The 21,085-nt window shown below is 63.1% G+C and carries 14 protein-coding genes and 1 pseudogene; 4 read left to right on the top strand and 11 right to left on the bottom strand.

All coding sequences use genetic code 11. The annotated features are described in order from the left end of the window. The 10 genes and pseudogenes from A0257_09755 to A0257_09710 form a co-directional block, all read right to left on the bottom strand. Nucleotides 1–1,191 carry a hypothetical protein gene (locus A0257_09755; protein AMR27349.1) on the bottom strand — a complete coding sequence of 397 codons (1,191 nt, stop codon included), beginning with the start codon at nucleotides 1,189–1,191 and terminating at the stop codon, nucleotides 1–3. Continuing rightward, on the bottom strand, nucleotides 1,192–2,031 hold the full coding sequence (locus A0257_09750; protein ID AMR27348.1) for a family 2 glycosyl transferase: 840 nt from the start codon (nucleotides 2,029–2,031) through the stop codon (nucleotides 1,192–1,194). Nucleotides 2,032–2,070: 39 nt separating this feature from the next. Next, nucleotides 2,071–3,369 carry a hypothetical protein gene (locus A0257_09745; GenBank protein AMR27347.1) on the bottom strand — a complete coding sequence of 433 codons (1,299 nt, stop codon included), beginning with the start codon at nucleotides 3,367–3,369 and terminating at the stop codon, nucleotides 2,071–2,073. Nucleotides 3,370–3,455: 86 nt separating this feature from the next. Further along, nucleotides 3,456–4,397, bottom strand: a pseudogene (locus tag A0257_09740) (hypothetical protein). A 37-nt stretch (nucleotides 4,398–4,434) separates the two neighbouring features. Beyond that, the gene (locus A0257_09735; protein AMR27346.1) at nucleotides 4,435–5,658 is read right to left on the bottom strand and encodes a hypothetical protein; all 1,224 of its coding nucleotides are present in this window, start codon (nucleotides 5,656–5,658) and stop codon (nucleotides 4,435–4,437) included. A gap of 44 nt (nucleotides 5,659–5,702) precedes the next feature. After that, nucleotides 5,703–7,007, bottom strand: a complete 1,305-nt coding sequence (locus A0257_09730; protein AMR27345.1) for a hypothetical protein — start codon at nucleotides 7,005–7,007, stop codon at nucleotides 5,703–5,705. A 28-nt stretch (nucleotides 7,008–7,035) separates the two neighbouring features. Continuing rightward, nucleotides 7,036–8,238, bottom strand: a complete 1,203-nt coding sequence (locus A0257_09725; GenBank protein AMR27344.1) for a hypothetical protein — start codon at nucleotides 8,236–8,238, stop codon at nucleotides 7,036–7,038. A 20-nt stretch (nucleotides 8,239–8,258) separates the two neighbouring features. Continuing rightward, a complete protein-coding gene (locus tag A0257_09720; GenBank protein ID AMR27343.1) occupies nucleotides 8,259–9,839 on the bottom strand; it encodes a hypothetical protein in 1,581 nt (526 codons plus the stop codon). 186 nt (nucleotides 9,840–10,025) lie between these two features. Then, entirely contained in the window at nucleotides 10,026–12,416 is a 2,391-nt protein-coding gene (locus tag A0257_09715) for a hypothetical protein (protein ID AMR27342.1), read from the bottom strand. A 47-nt stretch (nucleotides 12,417–12,463) separates the two neighbouring features. Beyond that, a complete protein-coding gene (locus tag A0257_09710; protein ID AMR29705.1) occupies nucleotides 12,464–13,171 on the bottom strand; it encodes a polysaccharide transporter in 708 nt (235 codons plus the stop codon). Nucleotides 13,172–13,655: 484 nt separating this feature from the next. Here A0257_09710 and A0257_09705 point away from each other — a divergent pair, with 484 nt between their 5' ends. The 4 genes from A0257_09705 to A0257_09690 all read left to right on the top strand — a co-directional run bounded on the left by A0257_09705 (nucleotide 13,656) and on the right by A0257_09690 (nucleotide 17,263). Further along, nucleotides 13,656–14,189 carry a hypothetical protein gene (locus A0257_09705; protein ID AMR27341.1) on the top strand — a complete coding sequence of 178 codons (534 nt, stop codon included), beginning with the start codon at nucleotides 13,656–13,658 and terminating at the stop codon, nucleotides 14,187–14,189. Between the two features lie 192 nt (nucleotides 14,190–14,381). Further along, nucleotides 14,382–15,605, top strand: coding sequence for a hypothetical protein (locus A0257_09700; protein ID AMR27340.1), 1,224 nt, complete (start codon nucleotides 14,382–14,384; stop codon nucleotides 15,603–15,605). Between the two features lie 128 nt (nucleotides 15,606–15,733). Continuing rightward, the gene (locus tag A0257_09695) at nucleotides 15,734–16,771 is read left to right on the top strand and encodes a hypothetical protein (GenBank protein AMR27339.1); all 1,038 of its coding nucleotides are present in this window, start codon (nucleotides 15,734–15,736) and stop codon (nucleotides 16,769–16,771) included. An 81-nt stretch (nucleotides 16,772–16,852) separates the two neighbouring features. Further along, complete coding sequence (locus A0257_09690; protein ID AMR27338.1) at nucleotides 16,853–17,263, top strand: ubiquinol-cytochrome C reductase; 411 nt, start codon at nucleotides 16,853–16,855, stop codon at nucleotides 17,261–17,263. A 19-nt stretch (nucleotides 17,264–17,282) separates the two neighbouring features. Here A0257_09690 and A0257_09685 read toward each other — a convergent pair whose 3' ends face one another. Continuing rightward, nucleotides 17,283–20,933 carry a hypothetical protein gene (locus A0257_09685; GenBank protein AMR27337.1) on the bottom strand — a complete coding sequence of 1,217 codons (3,651 nt, stop codon included), beginning with the start codon at nucleotides 20,931–20,933 and terminating at the stop codon, nucleotides 17,283–17,285. Between the last annotated feature and the right edge of the window lie 152 nt (nucleotides 20,934–21,085).

The raw sequence follows: 21,085 nt of genomic DNA, 5'->3' as shown, positions 1-21,085 counted from the left end.
CTACTTTTTGGGACCCCGGACGGGTACGGTGCCCACGGCTACGCCGGCTTTTTTAAGTTTTTGTTGCCAGAGCAGCCATTCGTTGTCTTCGGTGGCGAGCGTCACGGGGTTGGGCAGATGCACGGTGCCGGCGCAGGGGGCGCAGGCGTCGGGGGCCTCGTCCTGGCGGTCGGGGTAGGGGTCGTGGCCGCCCCAGCGCACGAAGCCCACCGTATTGTTCGCCACCCGGTTGTTACCAAATACGCCATCAGGTTGCTTGTAAAAGTTGAACACGCCCATGCCCACAAACCCCGCCCTGAACCGCCGGCCGTCGGGTAATTGGCCGGCCGTCACGATGCGGTTGTCGTGGTAGTACACATCGTGGCCGGCGGCGATGTTCATGGCCGCGTTGCCGGTGCTCACAAACTGGTTGTGGTCGGCCTCGATGTAGCTGGCCGCGCCGGCGACCGTTTTGGCGTCGCCGTCGGTAGTCATGCCGCTGCCCGTGAAGTGGTCGGCCGTAGCCGGAAATGGATAGGCGCCGCGCACGAAGTTGTCGTGCACGTGCAACGGGCTGGCGGGCGTGCCCGACGAATTGAAGAGGTTGATGTTGTCCTCGACCAGGCTCTGGTCAGGGGTGTTAAGGACCTCGTTGTAGGCGATTTCCACCCCGGCTACGTGCTGCACCGTGTTCAAAATCAAGAAGCTGCAGTGGGTGCTGCCGCCGTTGCGCCAGCGGCCGTCCAGGTTGCGCGCCTGGTTGTAGCGCACCATCAGGGCCTGGCCCGGCTGGCCGCTCCAGCGGTTGATGACGAGGCCACCGGTTTGGGCCAGGTAGTTGTGTTCCACCACCAGATGCTGCGGCCGGTACACGTCGAGGAAGTGGCCGGGGGCCTGGCCGTCCACGGTGGGGGCCAGGCCCTGGCCGCGGCAGTTGCGCACGGTCAGGTCGGCCCCTTCGCCGGCTTCAATCAGGTTGCCGGGACCCGTGAGCACGCAGCCCTCGAGCACCACCGCCTCGCTCGTATTCACCCGCACGCACGCCGTGCCCGAGGCCTCGCTGCGGTAAGCGCCCGTGTACGTCCCGCCCTTGGTTATGACCAACGTAGCCTCGCCGGTGATATGGTGGCTGGTGCAAGCCCCAAGGCCAGGGCCCCAGGATAGGGCCAGCCAAAGCCAGTAAAACGGGGAGTGCAGGGTGCTTGTCGTCATTTAGTGCAGGAAGTAGCCCACCAAGCGGCGCGCGTAGCCGTTCAGCAAGAAGTAAGGCAGGTAAGGCTTGGGGCAGTTTTTTAAAGCAAAATGCGTGAAATTCACCAGATTGCCCCCGCCCCGGATGCCAAATAAATGCTGGTAGTAGCTTTTCACGCTGCGGTGCTTGCGCGTCAGCGTTTGGCCGCTTTCCTCGGGGTAGGTGCTGAGTTGGGCGGCGTAATTGCAGAACACCGGGAAGCCGGCGCGGCGGGCCACGCTGGTGTAATCGAAATCGGCGAGGTAGTGGGGCAGGCGCCGCTCGTCGAAGAGCCCGATTTTATCAATCACGGCCTTCGGAATGAGCAGTCCGCGTCCAGGCAGGTAGGTTACCGGGTGCAGGCCGGTGCGCTGGCCGGCGGGGATTTCCTCCAATAAGTCGTGGCGGGTGTTGGTGCGGAAATCCAGCCGTTCGCCGCCGTAGATGGCCACGCCGGTGGCGGCGTCAAACTCCAAGGCCCCCAGCACGGCGGTAGGGTAGGCATCGGCGGCGACCAGCATCTGAGCCACAAAATCGGGAGCGGCCACCACGTCGTTGTTCATGGTTATCACGCGGGTAGCGCCCAGCGCCAGAGCCCGGCGGATGCCCGCGTTCACGCCGGCCGTCCAAAACAGGTTGCCGTCGCCGGTCACCACTTCCACTTCGGGAAACTCCTGGGCCAGGGCAGCGGCCGTCTCGTCGGTCGAGCCGTCGTCAACTACCACTGTGCGGAACGCTTGGCTGGTTTGCTTTCGCAAGGCTACCAAGCACTCGCGGGTGTAGCGCCAACGGTTAAAAACAGGGATAACAATGTAAAGCATAAGAGTACATTCGGTGGTGAGGCCCGCGAAAAAGTGGTTTCAGTCAGCAGCGACTGGTTTTCGGGCCCCAGCACTGGCAGATTGGGAGGCCAGCCCCGCTAGTGCCGGGGCCGCCGCCGCCGCGCGCTGGTATAAGTCGGCCACCAAGGCGGGCAGGGCGAATTGAGCAGCATAGGCAAACCCGGCCCGGCCCATCTGCTCCAATTCGGCTGGGTGGTCGTAGAGGTGCTCCACGGCCCGCGCCAGGGCGGCCACGGTGGCGTCGGCCGATTGCACCGATACCTTGAGGCCAGCCGCGGCAGGGATGAAATCGGCGGCACCGTGGTGGTCGAGCGTCAGGATGGGCAAGCCCAAAGCCATAGCTTCGAGGTACTGGTTGGCGTAGGTATCGCGCAGGCTGCACAGCATAAATACGTCGTGGCTGAGGTAGGCGGCGCGGGTGGCTTCGTAGGGTACGCTGCCGTGCCAGGTCACGCGGTTTTGTAAGCCGGCGGCGGCAATCCAGCCGGGCACCAGGGGCCCCACGGGCCCGTCGCCCATCACGTCGAGGTGGAAATTCACCCGCGCGTCAACCTTGCCCAGCGCATCGAGCACCAAGGCCAGTCCCTTGCGTGGAAACAGCCGGGCCAGCCACAGGATGCGCAGCGGCCGGCCAGCCAGCGGCGGTCGGGGCGCGTAGGCAGCGGGGAAGTAGCTGGCCGGCAGCGCGGCGCTCATGGCCAGCTCCACTCTGGCAGCCCCCAGCTGGCGGGCCAGGTCAGCGGTGTCGCTGTTGGCCGCCAGCACCAACGCCGCGTGCCGTAGCGACTGCCGCACGTTGGGGTCGAAGGCGACGAGCAGGCGGCTGATGACGTTGCGCACCGTTTCGGTTTTGAACCAGTCGGGCAGGTAGCGGCGTAGCGCGGTGGGGGCCGTCATGCCCCCGCCCAGGGGGCCTAGCAGCAGCGGTTTTTTCAGGCGCCACAGCCACGAGGCCATCTGCAAGCTGTTGTAGGTGACGTGGTGCACAGCCCCAAAATCTACCTGGGCGTCGAGGGCCTGGGCCACGCGCCAGGCCCTATACTGCCACACCAAGTAGTGCAGGTACACGCCGGGCTGCCAGCGGTAGGCGTACTCCACGGCCTGCGGCACGGTGATATAGACGGGGTGGATGCGGGCCACCACCGGGTCGGCGGCGCGCTCGGCCAGCAGTGCGTCCAGGTTGGCCTGGCCGCGCGGGGTAGTGAGGCACCACACCTCGTGGCCCAGGGCCGCGGCTTGCCAGAGCCAGCTGAAGCCCGAGCCCTCCTCGCTGCCGCGGCGGGGGTCGCAGGCGTAGGCCGAAAGCAGAATCTTCATGGCTAGCGGGCGTTGGCGGGTTGGGGATTGGGTGGCTTGGGGGCCTGCTTGGGGCTTTGCAGGCCGGCGGCCACCGGCTTTTGGCCCGCAAACACGCGCCGCACCACGGCTGATAATCGGCTCAGAAAAAATTCGTTGAAGCGACGGTTGTCGCGGCGGCGGTCCTGGGCCACCTGGGCGGGGTGGCGCAGCGGAAACGGGAGGTTGCGGGCGGGCAGGGTCCCCATCGCGTCGCCGCCGTCGTGGGTGTGCGTCGAGTCGTTGCCGAAGCCAATGTTACCCACCAGGTTCACGGCTGGCACAATGTAGAGGCCGTGGTGGCGGGCAATGGTGTACTCCCACTGGTAGTCCCACACGTCGGGCGGCTGGGGTAGGGCCAGTACGCCGGCCATCTTACCCAGCCGGTAGCGCTTTTCGAGCGGCCCCGTAAAGCTGTCGTTGAGCTCGCCCGACTTTGCTACCCCCTCAAAATCAGTGAGGTGGTAGTCATAAAGCTGCCAGGCACGGCGCCACGTGGCCCAGCCCCAGCTGTTGCGCTGCGTCGAGAAATGGTATGATGACGCGGCGGGGCCCAGGGGCTCCTGGGCTTCGGAGCCGAAGTTGTTGCCACCGATGTGCATCACCCGCGCATCGTCGCGGTAGCGGGCCAGCAGCTCGGCGCAAAACGGAAAGAAGCTTGGAGCCGGCACGCAGTCGTCCTCCAGAATGATGCCCTCTGGCTCATGCGCGAAAAACCAGTTCATGGCCGTGATCGGGGCCAGGCCGCAGTTCAGGTTTTCTTCCTGAAACAGCGTGAATACCTCGCAGGGCCAGTCCACAGCTTGCACCACGGCGCGGGTTTCGGCGCAACGCACGGCATCGGTGGGGTGGCCGGGGCGGGGCCCATCGGCGGCCACGTAGAGCCGGGTAGGGCGCGCTTGCCGGATGGTTTCGAATACCTGCCGGGTAGTGTCGGGCCGACTGAAAATCAGCAATAGTACCGGCGTGGCCAAAGGCGGTGCGGGCACGGAAGCAGTAGCATCGGTCATGGGAGTAGCACGGCTTAAAACAAAGTATAACGAGCAGCTACGCGCCGGTTGCTGCAACCAGCCCCCCGGCGCGGCGGGTAAGCTCATTGGGGGCGCTCACAGCACGGTAGGCGTCGAGGGTGCGCTGCACAATGGTAGTGGGGTCGTGGCGCACCAAGGCGAGGGCGCGGCCCTGGGCGGCGATGCGGGCGTGCAGGGCGGGGTCGGCAAAGAGCCGCAGCGTCTGGCGGGCCAGGGTAGCGGGGTCGAGGGTGCAAAGCAAGCCGGTTTCGCCGTCGGTGATGAGCGAAGCTACGCCCCCCACGTCGGACGCCACCACGGGCAGGCCCATCAGCTGGGCCTCGCATACGCTGTTGGGGCTATTGTCGATGTACGACGGGTGGAGCAGGCAAAACGACTCGCGGTAGAGCACGGCCAGCCCCGCCCCGTCCTGAAACGGGCGGCACTCCACATGCTCGGGGCCGACGTGGCGCAGGCCGTGGTGCCGGGCCACGGCCACCACGTCGGCGGGCGAAAGCCGCCCCACAATGACAAGCTTCATGTCCACCTCCTGCCGGATGCGGTCGAAGCCTATCAGCAATTCCTGAAAGCCTTTCATCACCTGATTGCCGCCCACAAATAGGGCCTGGGGACGCGCCGTGGGGGGCGGGGCCGGCTGCGCGGCGGCCGTAAAAAAGTCTGGCCGAATGGTTTCCCAGTTGTGATAGATGGTGCAGCCTGGGCTAAGGCGCGCCGTTAGGGCCTTGTCCCAGTGGGTGCGGCACACGAAGTGATGCACGGTGGGCAGGTACTTCACCTCGTAGTAGCCGGCCAGCGTCCACAAAAACTTCAGCATCGAAAACGGGCTGGGCACTTTGCGCGCGTATTCTGACACGATGCCCTGCACCGACAAGATTTGCGGCACGCTGAGGCCAGCCGTCATGGCGGGCAGTTGCAGCTCCGACCCGTGCAGGTGCAGCAGGTCATACTCGTGGGCGTGAGCCCGCAGGTAGCGGCGTACGATGGCGATGCGTCGCTGGTAGAGCGTGAGGATGTCGTGGCGGACGGTCGGCGTTTTCAGGTAGATAAAGTGCATGCCGTCGCGGTCGAACTCATCGACGGGCTCGGCAATGCGGTGCGTCCAGTTCAGAATCGTCAGTTCCACGCCGGGCTCCTGCTTCAGCAAATTCGCCAGCGTGCCTACCCACGGCACCGGGTGGGCCGCCGGTTCGAGCGGGTGCGGGTAAGGGGCTAGCCAAAGTACTTTCATCACATTCTTCATTTACAAGCCCAAAATAGCGCGTTCGCAACGAAGCGCTTTTAGTATCAAACAGTTAATTGCTTTTCCCAGGGGTCCATCGCCTCGACTTCGTCGTCGTCAACGACCGCAATCGGAATCTGGGGCACCGGCCGTGGTTCCGGCTCGCTCAGGGCAGCCAGCAGCAATCCCAGCAAGCCGAAGTGGTAAGTCGACCAGTCATACGAGGCCGAGAACACGAGTAGACAGCCGAAGTAGGCAATCAGCAGGGCCGTGTCGGGACGCATGGGACCCGGCTGCAGCAAGCGCTGAACGATGCGAATTATGGGCACCAGCAGCACCAGCAGGATGCCGAGAATACCGAAATAAAAGGCCCGGTCGAGGTAGAAATCGTGAAAGTGGTGGCCGGTGCGGTCGGCCCACATCGGCTGGTCGTTGCTGGGGTCGTAGAATTGCATGGGCACCTCGAAGCCTTCCAGCCGCCAGCCGGCGATGGGACGCTCCTGCACCAGCGGCATATACGATTCGAGCTGCTTCAGGCGCCAGCTGCCGGTGCCCTGCTTGTCGGCGTTGGCCATATCCTCCACGTTGGTTTGCATGCGGGTCACCACTTCGGGGCTGTTGAGCACCAGCGCCGTGACGCCCAGCGAGCCTAATATACCGGGCAGCGCCACCAGCATAATCATCTTGGCCCACGAAAACCGGGCCCCCGGCGTGCGGCGCAACAATAGTAAATCGAGCGGAATGGCCACGATGGTGGCAATCCACACCGAGCGGTGCTGGAGAAAAATGATGAGCGGGAGGCAGAAAAAGAACCCGAATAGCACCAGCCAGCCGCCGTGGGTAATGTAGCGGTTGAGGCAGTACAGGGCCACGGGTACGAATAAGTAGGCCGACGATGAGGCAAACCCGCGCTCGTTTTCAGCAAAGGCCGTGAGACTAAGTGAGTCACGGTGAAACACCAGCAGGTCGGCCAGGAGCACCAGCGTCAGAACTCCTACGAGCTGTCCTAGCCGCGGCAGGCCAAAGCGCCGGTGAAAAACGTAGATACCGAGCATCAGTACCAGCATGAACAGCTTGCTGAACACGTGTGGATAGACCATCCAGGAGCCGTGGTTGGCATACGACTCCAGCATCAGCCCACCAATGGCGGCAAATATTACCCACATCCACCACCGAATTAGGGGCTCCATGTAGCGGCCGTAGAACACGATGGTGCCGAACGCCGCCGCGAACAGTACGTACGTGTAGAGCTTGACGCCATCCGGCTCCTGGTCGAGCTGGGGCCCGTAGATAAACTCCCAAAATGCTGCGTTCGTGGCCAGCACGGCCAGTAGCGGCAGGGTTAAGAGAAAATGCAGGTTGATTTTCATCGCGCAGAAAAGCTAAGGCAAAGCACCGCTACGAAAATTGCGTGACCGGCTGTGGCATCGGCTCGGTGACCGCACCTGTGGGCGGCAGGTCTATCGCCTGCTGATAAAACGCCAGTGTGCCGCGCAGCATGGCCGCCACGTCGAAACGCTGATGCGCGTAGGCATACTGGCGCTGCTGCAAGTCGTGGCGGGCGGCGGGGTCGCTAAGTAGCTTGGCAAGCTGCTCGGCCAGGACGGCGGGTGGCGTGCTTTGTGAGATAGTGGCCTCGGGCGTAGTAGCTAACAGTTCGGGGCTGCCCCCGGCGGCCAGGGCCAGAGCCGGGCAGCGGCTGGCCAGCGCCTCGACGAGCACGTAGGGGCAATTCTCTCGGGTGGCGGTGTGCATATAGAGGTCCGCGGCGTGCATCAGGGGCGCCACGTCGGAGTGGTAGCCCAGCAGTACCACTTCGCGCTGAAGGCCATGTTGCGCGATGAGGTCCCGGAGCTGGGCTTCGTCTTCCCCTTTGCCCACTAACACTACCACAAAATTTGAGTATAATGGCCGCAGCGCGGCGGCCACTTCCACGAGGTATTGTTGGTTTTTGCGGGGCTCTAACTGGCCAATATTCAAGATAATAGCCCGGTTGGGAAATAGCGCCCGCAGGTCGGGGCCAGTGGCGGGAGGCGCGTAGGGCTGCGGCGGCGCAAAGGCCACTGTATCGGCCCCGTTGTGCACTACGGCGGTGAGCGCCCCGGCCGGCAGCAAGGGCTTTGTGGGGCGCAGCGCGTATTCGGAGGTAGTGAGAAAAAATCGGGTACGCCGCAGCAAGAAGTTGTACCAGCGCATCTCAAACCGGGCGGCCCAACCAGTGGGCTTCAGGCGCAGTTGCTTCACAACTTCCTCACCGGGATGGTCGTTGAAGTGGCCAGTCACAACGACTGGTACCCGGTCGCGCAGGGCTAGGCGGGCGGCCCAGCCGCTGCTCACATCTTGGGCATTTACTACGTCGTAGGGCTGCCGGCGGTCAATGGCGCAAAAGATTTCAGCCACGGTGCTCAACTCTATCCCGATAAGCTTGCCCCAACGGCCCGGCAGCAGCGCCAGCGCCCTTCGCACCACCCCAAGGGACTTGCGCACCCACGGCCGCTGGCTGTCCAGGGTCACTACCGTCACTTGATGGCCCTGTGCGCGCAGCAGCGTTGCCAGTCGCTCGTAGTGTACCCGTACGCCCGAAGGGGCTCCCGGTACCATCAAGGAGGTCAATAAAATATTCATAGCACGAGGGAGTTATCAAATGTGTCGGGCGTTGGCAACATGCCAGGCCGACTTTCTAAAAAGGTTGTGTAGCGGGTCAGCCGCTGCTGGGCCGAGTCGGGCAAGGCTTGCAGGCCCCGCAGCCGGCCGAGCGCCTGGGCCAGCATGGGCCGCAGCTCGGCCGAAGGCCAGCGCAGCACCACCACCAGCAGGGCCACGGCGCCCGTCGCCATCAGGGCCAGCAGCGTGAGCAGGGCGGGCGGGTGCAGCGGGCGCACCAGGGTGCTCACGACCAACAGGCCCAGGCCCACCGCTGCCGCATTGAGCAAGCCCGGCCGGTACACGGATAATAACTGGGGGTAGGGAATGCCGATATCGTTGTGCGTCACGCGCATGTAGAGCAGCGTGCGCACAAACTCGCCCGTGCCAATGCCTACCGCGATGCCCGCCAGGCCGTAGCCTTTCAGCGACCAGAATAAGCTGGCCAGCAGCACCATATATGTCAGGTTGAGAATGATTTTCTGGCTCAGATTGGCGCGGGCATCGGCTACTACCCCCGCTAGCAAGGTGCTCATAGTGAGCGGAATGGAAAAGCACAGAACGCGCAAAATCGGCACTGAGGCTGACCAGCGCGGACCCAGCAGCACCGCCACCAGCTCGGGGGCGGCCACGGCCACGCCGGCGCACACGGGCAGCACCACCGTGGCAATGAGCGTGGTGCTGGTGAGGTACAGTGTTCGCAAGCGCGGCAGGTCATCCTGAATCTTGCTGAACGCCGGAAAGGCTACCCGCGCCAGGCTGTTGGTCAAAAAATACGTGGGCAGGTACAGCAGCATGTAGGCCCGGTTGTAGATGCCCAGCAGCACCGAGCCCAGCAGCCGCCCGATGAGCAGCGTGTCGAGGTTGCCGTTCACGAATTCCAGAAAGCCTACCACCGACACCCGCCCGCCGTAGCCCAGCAGCCGGGCGTAGGGCGCCTTTTGAAAGATGAACCGCAGCGAGTGCCGCACCACGCCGTAGCTGAACAGCGCCGTGAACAGCTGCTGCGCCAGGCTAGCCGCTATCAGGCTCCACACGCCCGCGCCCAGCAAGCCCAGCGTTACGCCTACCCCCCCGTAGCCGAGCACGTAGGCCACTACCTCCACCTTGGCCAGAGCCTCAAAGCGCATCTCGCGGCGCAGCATGCTGGTAGCCGTGGCCCCCACGCCCACCAAAATAAAGCCCAGCGCCTGCACCCGCACCAGTGGCACCACGGCGTCGTTTTTCAGGAAGAAAACCGCCAGCGGCGCGGCCAGCCAGGCCACGCCCGCCACCGCCAGCCCCAGGCCCAAAGAGGCCGTGAAAGTGGCCCGCACGTCGTCGTCGTCAATCTCCAGGCGCTGCACCAGGGCGTGGCCCAGGCCCATCTCGGCAAAGTAGCTGCCGAAGCGCAACACTACCCCCGCCATTGCCACCAGGCCGAAGGCGGCGGGGTCCAGTAGGCGCGCCATCACGGCGGTGTAGCCAATCTGGAGCACCGCCGTCAGCACCGTGGCCGCCGTTGTCCACTGCACGCCGCGCACGGCGGTGGAAGTAAGATTTTGGGTGGTTACTGCCATTTTAATTTGAGTTGCCAGCTATTGAAACTGATTAGGAAGTAGCAAAAGCCGTCAGACCGTCATTCCGAGCTTGCCGAGGAATCTTGCTCGCGCCATTCGGGTTTCGCGCCGTTAGGCGAGCGAGATTCCTCGGCAAGCTCGGAATGACGGTCTGACGACGTTCTAACTAGCTTAACTAGCTCATAATCAAACGCCGTACTTATACGCATTCGCCTTGTGGCGATACTCGTAAGTGCTGCCAAAATGCACGTCATTGATAACCATGTAGAGCTGCTTCACCTTGTGGTCGCGGTGCATCTCAGTTATCTGGCCTACCAGGGCGCGGTCGGTGTAGTTCTGGCGCACCACGTAAATCTTGGCATCCAGGTATTGCAGCAGCACCAGGAATTCGGACACGTAGCCCAGTGGCGGAATATCGACCAGCAGGTAATCGTACTCGTCGCGCAACTGCTGAATCAGCTCGGCCAGCCTGGGGCTTTCAATGAGGCGGGTCGGGTTCTGGGGTAGGGGGCCGCAGCACAGCACATCGAGGCCCTCAATGCTAGTGCTGCTGCGCGCCTCGTCCAGCGTGCTTTCGTCGGCCAAGTAGGTGCTCAGGCCGTGGCGCGCGCGCGGGTCGATGCCGAAGTAGCTGGCCAGGGTAGGGCGGCGCATGTCGCACTCCAGCACGGCCACGCGGCGGCCGCTCTGGGCCAGCTCGGCGGCCAGGTTCACGGTGCAGAAGCTTTTGCCCTCGCCGGGCACCGACGATGTGACGCCAATCACGCGCTTATCGAGGCCGGCGGCCAGGTACTGCATATTTACCCGCACTGCCCGAAAAGCCTCCGCGATGGGGCTGCGCGGGTCGTGCAGCATGGATTGCTTGTCCTCCGGGGTGCCGTGCGGAATCACGCCCAGCAGCGGAATATTGGTGAGGCGGGCTAGGTCTTCTTTGCTCTGCACGCGGCGGTTGGTTTTGTCCTGCATCAGCACCAGGCCGGCGGGCAGCAGCAGGCCGGCCAGCACGGCCAGCAGCGCCACCAGCAGCGGCTTGGGGGCCGAGGGGCCCAGGCCCACCTGCTTGGCCGGGTCCACCACCTTCTTGTCCGTCACGTTGGTGGCTAAGGCGATGGCCGCCTCGTTACGCTTTTCCACCAAGAAGCTATAGTTCTTCTCGTTGAAGTTACTGGTGCTCTGCAAGTTGCTCATCTGACGCTCAGTCTCGGGCATCTTGGTCAGCTGGCCACGCACGCTGCCGAGCTGCTGGTCCACGTCGCGCAGGGCATTGCCCGAGCTGTTCACCAGGCCGGTCAGGGTCTGAATGAGCAGCTCCTTGGTCGTGCTGATTTTCTCGTCCAGCACCACCACCAGCGGGTTGATTTCGGTGCCGTTCACAATCAGCGAGGCTCGCTGGCCATTCAGGTCCGACAGCTGCTGGATGAGACCCGTCGAGGCCGGGTCGTCGATGCCGGCGCTGCTCAGGGCCGCCACGCTGCCGGGGCCGCGGTGGGCCTTCAGGTAGTCGAGCATGTTCTGGTAGTAGCGGCGGCTGGTAGCCAGGCGGTTGCGGTTCGTGTTCAGCTCGGTTTGCTGCTGAATCCCTACCCCCGACTGCGCGCCCGCATCGACCACGCTGTTGGCCGAGCGAAACGAGCTGAGGCTCTGCGCAGCCCGCGACTTCGACTCGGCCAGCTTATTGATTTCATTGTCCAGAAAGGACACCGTCTTGCCGCCAATCACGTTTTTCTGGGTCAGGTCATCCTGCACATAGGTGTTCATCAGCGTGTTCAGAAACTGCTGCTCCTTGGCTGGCACCGTGCCCTGCACGCTCAGCTCCAGAATGCGCGACTCGTGGTCGGTGGGCTTCACCTTGAGGCGGCTCTGGTAGTCGGTTACCAGGCTGCTCAGGTCATTAAGCTTGAAGAAATACTTGCCGCTGGCCTCGCCGCCTAGCTGGTCGGGCTCGGGCCGCAGCACCACCGTCAGCAGCGGGCTGCGCAGCGTGTCGCCGGCCGCCACGGTCTGGTCAAACTTCACGCCCAGCACCTCGCGCACCAGGTCGCCGGTGGCCAGCTGGCGCAGCTCGCCGCGCTTGGCATCGGCATGCACGCGAAACTTGCCACCTTCCAGCGTCTCCACGTAGATGGGCACTCCCGTGAGCTGCGGCCGGCCCGGCACGGCCACCACCCAAAAAGGCATGTCGCCGGATGCCCGCTCGCGCACCTGCAAGGGCCGCACCAGGTTCAGCCACGAGCTGGGCTCCATATAGTAGCTCACCGCGAAGGGCAGCTGGGCCAGGGTGCGCCGCATCATGCCCGCCGACGTGAGCAGCCCTACCTCGTCTTCCAGCTTGAGGCCCTTGGGCTTGCTGTCAAGCAGTTGCAGCAGCTCCTGGGCCTGCTTCGAGCCCGTAGACTGGTCGCCGATGAGCAGCGTCGATTGAAAATCGTACACCGGCGACTTCACCTGGAGATATACCCAGGCCAGGGCACCAGCCAGCAGCAGCGAACCCACAAACAGGGGCCAGCGCCGCCGCAGCTTAAAAAAAAGCTCATGCAGGTCTATTTCGGCCGCAAAGGGCGCAGGGCGAATTTCCATAGCAGAAAAGAGAAGGTTGAGTAACGAGCGGCCACCCCAGCGGCAACCTAATTATGATTGGTAGTTAAGTAACTGATAAGCAAAACAATGGCAGAAATGCCCGCGAACACGATGCCCAGGTTATTGGCATTGCCGCGGGCCGTGCGCGCCTTTTGCGGCTCTATGTACAGCGCGTCGTTGGGCAGCAGGTAGTAGTAGGGCGATTTCAGGATGTTAGGGTCCGTGAGGTCCAGCAGCACCACTTCCGAGCCCTTTGGCGTTTGGCGGATAAGCTTGATATTCTGGCGGTTGCCGAACTCCGTGAGGTCACCAGCCAGGCCCAGAGCTTCGAGCACGGTGGCCTGCGGGTTGTAAATAAAGTAGCGCCCCGGCTGGCGCACCTCGCCCAGCACCGTCACCTTAAAGCTCAGCAGCTTCATCAGCACGTTGGCATCGCGCACGTAGGCCGACACCTTTTGGCGCACCAGCGTCTGGGCCTGCTCCACGCTCAGGCCCTGCAACTTCACCTGGCCAATGGTGGGTAGGGTAATATTGCCGGTATCATCTACCGCGTAGCCAGTCAGGTACAGTACGCCGGGGTCGCCGGTGGCAATGGTCTGCGGCCCTTGAATGTTAAAAATGTCGCTCAGCGCCGGCTGCACGCTCTGTACCTTGATGCTCAGCACATCGCCAGCCTGCAGCAGGTACACGGGCCGCGCGTTGTCCACCTGCGTGGGAGTAGTAGTCGAGTAGCGGCCACCTTGCAGATAGGGCAGCTTGTTCTGCACCACGCAGCCCCCGAGCCCGAGCAACAGCCAGCCAAAAAATAGTAAGCGCAGTTGGAAAGTTGAAATCATAAGTTCAGAAGTTGGCAGCGGCCGCTGGTGAAAGAGAGTGAGGGCAACTATTTAGCGATAAAATCATACTATCGGTTTGCGAAAACTGCAAAAGATTTAATTCTAAAACCGAATCAGGCTATTTTCAGTACATTATCTGCGGCAGTACGCTTGCCGCCCCAAGAGGTTAGCAAGTAGTTGAAGTATAAATACGACAAGACCTGAGCAATTGCCAACCGGGTAGGCGGTCGCGGCAAGCCGCTCAGCGCCGTCGCCGCTCTGGCGGGCATCTATACGCTACCTTAAAAGCTGCTAATTAACTGATAATTAGTCGAATTTACAGCATAACGAATGCCTTTTCGTACTTGCAAGTCTGCCCGTGCCCACCGGGCCTAAGTCTCCCCCTATGAAAAAATCTTTGCCCTTGCTCTTTTTACTCGCCGCCGCGGGCTGCACCAGTCCTTCGGCCCCCCAAACGGCGGCTGCCCCCACCAGCCCGGCCAAAGAAGGCACCACCGCCGCCGACTCGCTGCAGCGCGCCGTGGTGGCCTTCATACACACCAATAGCACCGAGTTTCCGGGCTATGAGCCAGTGAGTTGGGGCCGGCCCACCATCTACACCCGCCAGAGTGAGGCAGCCATTAAGGGGGTAGTGGCCATGAAGGCGTTTGACGACGCGCTGGTGCCGCGCAACCAGGCCCTGGCCAACTACAAGGCGTCGCTGGCCCGCCACGACCCGCCCGCCCGCAACGAGGCCATCAAGGCCGTATATGGCAAGGCCAACAAGCACAACGATTCGCTGCTGGTCATCGCCAACAGCTTTATCGGCGTCACCGACACCACGCGCCTGGGCACCGAGCTGGTGCATCACTACCGTTTCAAAAACAAGACGGGCGCGGTGGTGCTCGACAGCGGCACCTTCGTGGTGTATCCCACCGGCAAGGTCGAGGAGCTTTAAAAAGCGTTAGTTGTCAGCTAATTCGGCTGACTGGGACTGGCCGGGCCGGCTGCGTTCCCTACCCCCGGATTTATTTCCCGTGCGCCGCGTCATTTCCAGGATTCTACTAATCTGGGAGCTGCCTTGCGCCGTACATTGCGTTGTAATAAAACAATAAAAAGTAGCACTACTCACTCTTCGCCCGTTTCTGCCATGATAACGCTAAAAGATATGCCGAACGAAATTCAGAATTTCGTTCGCGACCATAACCTATTGCAAGCCAATGGCGTGACTGGCGAAGACCCGACGGCCACGCACACGGCCCTGGCGCGCCTGAGTGGGGTAGTGCTGAGCGCCTTTGCCGAAACCGCCGGCCAGCCCGGCAGCCACGACGTGGTGTGGAACCTGGCCAGCGAGGCGGGCACCGCCCCAGACGCCGGCCAGCAGGGGGCCGACCTGGTGCGCAACGTGCTCGACGACCGCTACCACGGCACCGTGCACGGCGTGGTGAAAGAAACGCAGGTGCAAACCGCCACCGTAGGCCGCCTGCTGGAGGTGGCGGCCGCGGCGGCCCTGGCCATCATGGGCCGCTTGGTGGCCGAAAACGGCTGGTCGGCTCAGGAGTTGAACCGGTGGCTGCGGCCCTATCAGGTAGTGGGTGCGGCGGCTCCGCCGGCGGTGGTGGCCGCGCCCGCGCCCGTGCTGGCCGCCGGCGGCGGCGCGGCTTCGTGGCTGGCCACGCGCTCCAATGTGCTGCTGCTGGCCGTGAGCCTGCTTGCGTTAGGGGAGTTCGGCTACATCGTGGGCACGCATACCAGCGGTGCTGAGGCAGTGCCGGCAGACACCGCCGCGCTGCCCACGCCCACCGACAGCCCGGCCCCTACCCCCCCCAGTGGCCGCCAATATACGGCTCTGCCGGTGGTGAGCCGCACGGGCACCGGGGCCGACGCCGCCCGTGGCACGGCTGCGGTGCCGGTGGTGCTGAAGCTTAAAAACGGCCTGCGGCAGGTTATCGGCGCGGCCTCCACCGAAAGCAAGCTCTACCAGTTTCTGATTGACCCCACCAAGGAAGTGGACCTCGTGGACCCCACCAAGGACTGGATTGGCTTCGACCGCATCTATTTTGAGTCCAGCAAAGCCACGCTCACCAATGAGTCGCTGTGGCAGCTGTCCAACGTGGCCAGTATTCTCAAGCGCTTCCCGCAGGCTGATATCAAAATCGGCGGCTACACCGACAGCTCGGGCAACCCCCTCAGCAACCTGCGCCTGAGCCGCGCGCGCGCGGCCGCCACCAAAGATGCCCTCGTGAGCATGGGCGTGCCCGCCGAGCGCCTCACGGCCGTAGGTTTCGGCACCCTCGACAACATTGCCACCAACGACACGGAGGAAGGCCGCTCCGTTAATCGCCGGGTGAGCATGCAGGTCACGCAGAAGTAGTTAGCGCTGCGTTGCCGGCGGCAGGGCTTTGCTGGCTTTCGGCTTCACCCAAGGCTAATCCTACCCACAGCTTCGCCACAGAATCGGGACGCACCTTGCGCCATCTGCTTCTAACCGATTTTGTTCGCATGAAAAAACTGACATTGGTCGTAGCGGCCTCGCTGGCCCTGGCGAGCGGCGCGGCCCTGGCCCAAACGGCCCCGGCCGCCGCGCCCTACCACCTGCTCCACACCATCACCATCGGCGGCGAGGGCGGCTGGGACTACCTCAGCGTGGACCCCGCCGGCGAGCGCCTTTACCTCTCGCACAGCACCCAGGTAGAGGTGGTGGATTTGAAGACCCGCAAGGTCATCGGCACCATCCCGAACACGCCGGGCGTGCACGGCATTGAGGTGGTACCCAGCGCCAGCCGGGGCTACATCACCTGCGGCCGCAACAACACCTGCGTGGTGTTTGATTTGAAAACGCTCCAGCCCATCGGCGCGCCCATCCCCACCGGCCCCAAGCCTGATGCGCTGCTCTACGACGCTTTCTCGAAGCGTGTGTTCTTATTCAGCAACGACGGCGGCAAAAGCACGGTGCTGAATGCCGCCACCGGTGCCATAGAAGGCACCGCCGAGCTGGCCGGCGACATCGAAGCCCCGGCCACCGACGGCAAGGGCCACATCTTCGCCAACGTGGAGGACAAGAGCGAGGTCATCGAGTTCGATGCCAAAACCCTGGCCGTGCTCCAGCGCCACAAGCTGGCCCCCGGCGAAGAGCCCACCGGCCTGGGTTACGACCCCAAAACCAACCGCCTCTTCAGCGCCTGCCACAACGAAAAGCTGGTAGTGACCGACAGCAAAACTGGTAAGCAGATTGCCGTGCTGCCCATCGGTGCCGGCGTCGATGGGGCCGTATTCGACCCCAGCACCAATAACGTGGTGACCTCCAACGGCTCGGGCACGTTCACGGTCATCCACCAGGATTCGCCCACCAAGTACACCGTGGTGGCCAATATACCCACTGAGCGCGGCGCGCGCACCATCGCCATCGACCCCAAGTCGCACCACATCTTCACCTGCACCGCCGACTACGGCCCTACCCCCCCCGCCACGACGGAGCATCCGCGCCCGCGCCCCAGCATCGTGCCCGGCACCTTCCGGGTACTGGAATATGGGCAATGAGTGAATGGGCGAATGGGCGAGTGGGTAAATGAATGAGCGAACTTTGCCTATTCATTCACCCACTCATCCATTCACCCCATTGTGAAGCATTGGCTCGTCAAATCTGAACCCGAAACCTATTCCTGGACCGACTTCGTACGCGACGGCGGCACCGACTGGACCGGCGTGCGCAACTACCAGGCCCGCAACAACCTGCAAGCCATGCAGCCCGGCGACCTCGCCCTTTTTTACCACAGCGTAAGCGAGAAAGCTGTAGTGGGCGTGGCCCTCGTGCACGCCACTGCCGCCCCCGATGCCACCGCCGAAGCCGGCAGCCCCTGGGTGGCCGTGCACCTGCGGCCTCACGCGCCGCTGGCCCGCCCCGTGCCGCTGGCCGCCCTCAAGGCCGAGCCCCGGCTGGCCGCGCTGGGCCTCATCCGGCAGTCGCGCCTCTCAGTGACGCCCGTTACGGCCGACGAGTTCGACGTAGTGCTGGCTTTGGGGGAGGGGTAGGGCGCTTTGAGCAGTGAGATTACAGCTTCACGTCTTTCGCGTTGTCGTCTAAATTGCGGTCCATTAGCTCGTGGTAAGGGTCTACGGCCACGGAGGCCGGCTTTTTAGCCACCACGAATTGCAGCTTGTTGTCGCCGGCCACGAGGCGGCGCTTGGTGAGCAGCAGGGGGGGTAGGGGCTGGTTGTTGGGGCCGGGAGCCGGGAAAATGGCCACGGGCACGTAGTCACCCTCGGGGGCCGGGCGCTGGTTGCCGGTGCTGTCGGCGTAGAATTTCTGGCTGCGCACGGTGAAATTGACCTGGTAGCGGCCATCGGGCAGCTTTTTGGCCGCCGCGTCGCTCACCCGGTTTTCGTAGAGCGTGATGCGGTTGAAATTATCGGTGATAAACTGCTGGAGCGAGTCGGGCGCGGCCCGCCGCAGGTAGCCAATAAACTCGGTCGAGTTGGTGTAGGGCGGCCCCTGGAAGGCCACCGCTTTCACGTAATCGTGCAGGGCCGCGTTCAGCTTTTGCTCGCCCATGTAGTCCTGCAAGGCGTACATCACCACCGAGCCCTTGCCGTAGTGAATGTAAGGTTGGTTTTCGACCAGAGCCAGCGGCACTTCCTTTTTCTGCTCAAAGGCCCGCCCTTGCAGGTAGCGCCGCTGGTCGAGCTTCAGGAATTTCTCCATCGCGAAGTAACCGTAGCGGTGCTTCACCACCATCAGGGCCGAATACTCGGCCATTGCCTCCGCCATGAGCGTGCTACCCTGCACGTTGCCCCCGATGACCTGGTGCGCCCACCACTGATGCGCCACCTCGTGGGCCGTCACGTAGAAGGGAATGTTCAGGTCGTCGGGGTCCTTGGGGTCCACCTTCACAATGAAGCCGATGCTCTCGGAATACGGAATAGTATTCGCAAAGCTCTGGGCAAACGACTGGTAATTAGGGAATTCCAGAATCCGAACCTGCTGGTGCTGGTAGGGTGAGAAATTGCGCGAGCAATACGCCAGCGCGGCCTTGGCCCCGGCCGCCATGCTGGCCAGGTTGTAGGTGTGGCCCGGTTGGTAGTAGATGGTGATGGGCACGCTGCGCCGGCCCACGGAGTCCACCCACTGTTCCTTATAAGTCAAGTACCTGGCCGACAAAAAAGTGTAGAAGTTGAGCATCGGCCGGTCCATCACGTAGGTGAAGTAGCGGCGGCCGTCCTTGGTCCACTCTTTTTGCAGGTAGCCGGGGGCGATGGCCGTCTGGTCGGCGGCGGTGCTCACGGTGGTACGGAAGCGAATCCAGTCCGCATCCTGGCTGATGTAGGTGTTCTGCCGCGCCTTCAGGTCGTTCACCGGGGCCATGCGGGGCTTGGGTTTCAGGCCGTAGTTTTTGCGGGTCTGGTCGCTGCTCAGCTCCGCGCCCTCGCGATAGCCCAGGCTGGGCAGGTAGTTAGAGCTGATGAAGCTGCCGTTGCCCACGATATCGGTGTTGGGGCTGCCGTTGGGGAAGCCCAGCTCGCGGTAGTCCAGGCTCATGGTGAGGGGTAGGGAATCGCCGGGGGCCAGCGGGCGGGCCAGCCGGTAGAGGCGCGTGCCGAAGGTGCTGTCGTTCAGCACCAGCGTGGCCGCGCCCGGCCCGCCTACCGCCAGCTGCCGCACCCGTGGGTGCTGCTCCACGGGCAGACTCACGATAACCGTGTCCAGGTGCCGCGCGTGCTTGTTCACCAGCATAAACTGCCCCTGGAAATGCACCCGCCGCGTATCGGGGTATATGTCGGTGTTCAGGTCCACGGCCACGATGCGCGGCTGGGCCACATCGCGCAGGCGGCGGTACTGCTTCTCGTATTGCGCTTGCCGCTTTTCGCCCTGCTTGGGCGTCTGGTACTGGTTGAGGATGTTGGTATTGTAGAAAATAAAGCTGCCCGCGCCAATGGCAACTATTACCCCCGCCAGCGCGGCCAGCGTGCTGCCCGCGCCCCAGCGGCGGCGCGCTTCGGCCAGGCGGCCGCCCGTGTCGGTGCCGCGCACCCACAGCAGATTAGCCAGCAGCACCAGCACGATGGCCCAGCCGACCCAGTACAGCTTCGTCCACCAAAAAGCCGGCATAAAGCTGCCGTAGCCGTTCATGTCGGAGTGCGGCGCGCCCGACGCGCCGCCGTAGGCCAGCAGCCGGTGCGTGAACCCCAGCTGGCTCCGAAATATATTGGCCACGTAATACAGTATCATCACGAAAAAGCCCAGGTACTTGTTGTTCACGAGTACCTGCACCAGCATGGCCAGCACGCACAGCAGCAGCAGGTAGGGCAGCTCCAGGCCGTATAAAGCTTTGATATACAGCCCGATTTCGTAGTGAAAATACCCTTTCACCGTTTGCACCAGCAGCCCGCACAGCAGCAGCACCGTCAGCAGCACCACCTGCACCAGGCCCAGCGCGGCCAGCTTGCTCATAAACGGCACCCAGGTAGGTACCGGCACGGCGTCGGTAATCTGGGCCACGCCGGCTTCGCGCTCGCGCCACACTAGCTCGCCGCTGTAATAAATGATGACGATTAGCAAAAACAGAAAGAACGTGCCGCTGAGCACCGTAATCACCTGGCCCGTAACGGGGTAGGTAGTGGCATCGAAGGTTTTGCCAATCTGCGAGGCGTTAGCGAGCAGAAAAATCACGCCCGCCCCCACGATGGCCGCGAAATACACATTCCGCACGATGCCCCGAAACTCCAGCTTCGTGAGGCTCCACCACTGCTGCAAATGCATGGCTGGCGTGAAGAGCTGCGCCACGCGCGGCAGGCGCAACGCGCCGGCGACGGGCGCGGCCAGCGCGTCATCGGCCAGCGTGGCGGCCGCCTTGCGCTTCTTGGGCGCTTTGTCCGAGGCGAAGGCCGAGAACCGGAACCGCACGTAGCACAGCACGAGCAGCCCTACCCCCACCGCCAGCCATAAGGCCCGATTGAGCAGCACGAAGGAGCTGAGCGGCAGCAAGCGCGTATTTTTGTCGGCCGCCGTCCAGTAGCGGGTCGTCAGCTCAATGGAGCCCAGGCCAAAGGCGTCGAGCGTGGCCGCCAGGTGCTCGTTTTTCAGGTCAGAGAGGTAGGCCGAGGCAATGAGGTAGCCCACCAGCAGCACCACCGAGCCAATGTAAGTGCTCAGAATATTGCGCGTGAGCGTGGCCGTGGTGAAGAAAATGGCCCCGCTGAAGAACAGGTTGGGCAAAATGAAAATCAAGTAAGGCCACAAATAGGTGCCGGCCGGCGTGTGCGCCAGAAAGCGGTCGGCCTCGACCCAGGGCATCATGCCCGCCAGCGCCGCCCCTATTCCCAACCCGCTGAATACCAGCGCTGCCACCACGTAGGACCCCAGAAAGCGCCCGCCCAAATAGCCGGCTTTGGTGATGGGGGTAGTAAAAAAGAGCGGGTAGGTGCGGTACTCAAAATCGCGGTACACCGAGTTGGCCATCAGGGCCGAGGACACAATGACGCCCAGCGTGCTGAGCACCCCCAGCGTGATGGTCACGGAAAACGGCGCGTTGACTTTCACGGCCTGCCCGTCGCCGCCCAGGCTCACGCCCACGCCGGTGCCAAAGCCGCCGCCGGCCGCCGTTACCAGCAGGCCCGCGAGCAGCGCCAGCAGCAGAAAGTAAATCCAGGTGGCCGGCCGCCGCAGCCGGTATTTCAGCTCAAAAAGAAAGATGGGTAGGAACATTTTGGAGGAGCAATTAACAATGGATATTATCATGTTCATCTGGCGTCCGCTTGCCGAAGCATCTATACCGCGCCATTCGGGTGTCGTTCACCGATGCGGTAGAGATGCTTCCTTCGGGACGCCAGATGAGCATGACGTTCTTTTTGAGTTGA

This window comes from Hymenobacter psoromatis (genome assembly GCA_001596155.1).
Classification (GTDB): Bacteria; Bacteroidota; Bacteroidia; order Cytophagales; family Hymenobacteraceae; genus Hymenobacter.
The sequence above is the reverse complement of the archived record's forward strand: the minus strand, read 5'-3'. Positions and strand labels throughout refer to the sequence as shown.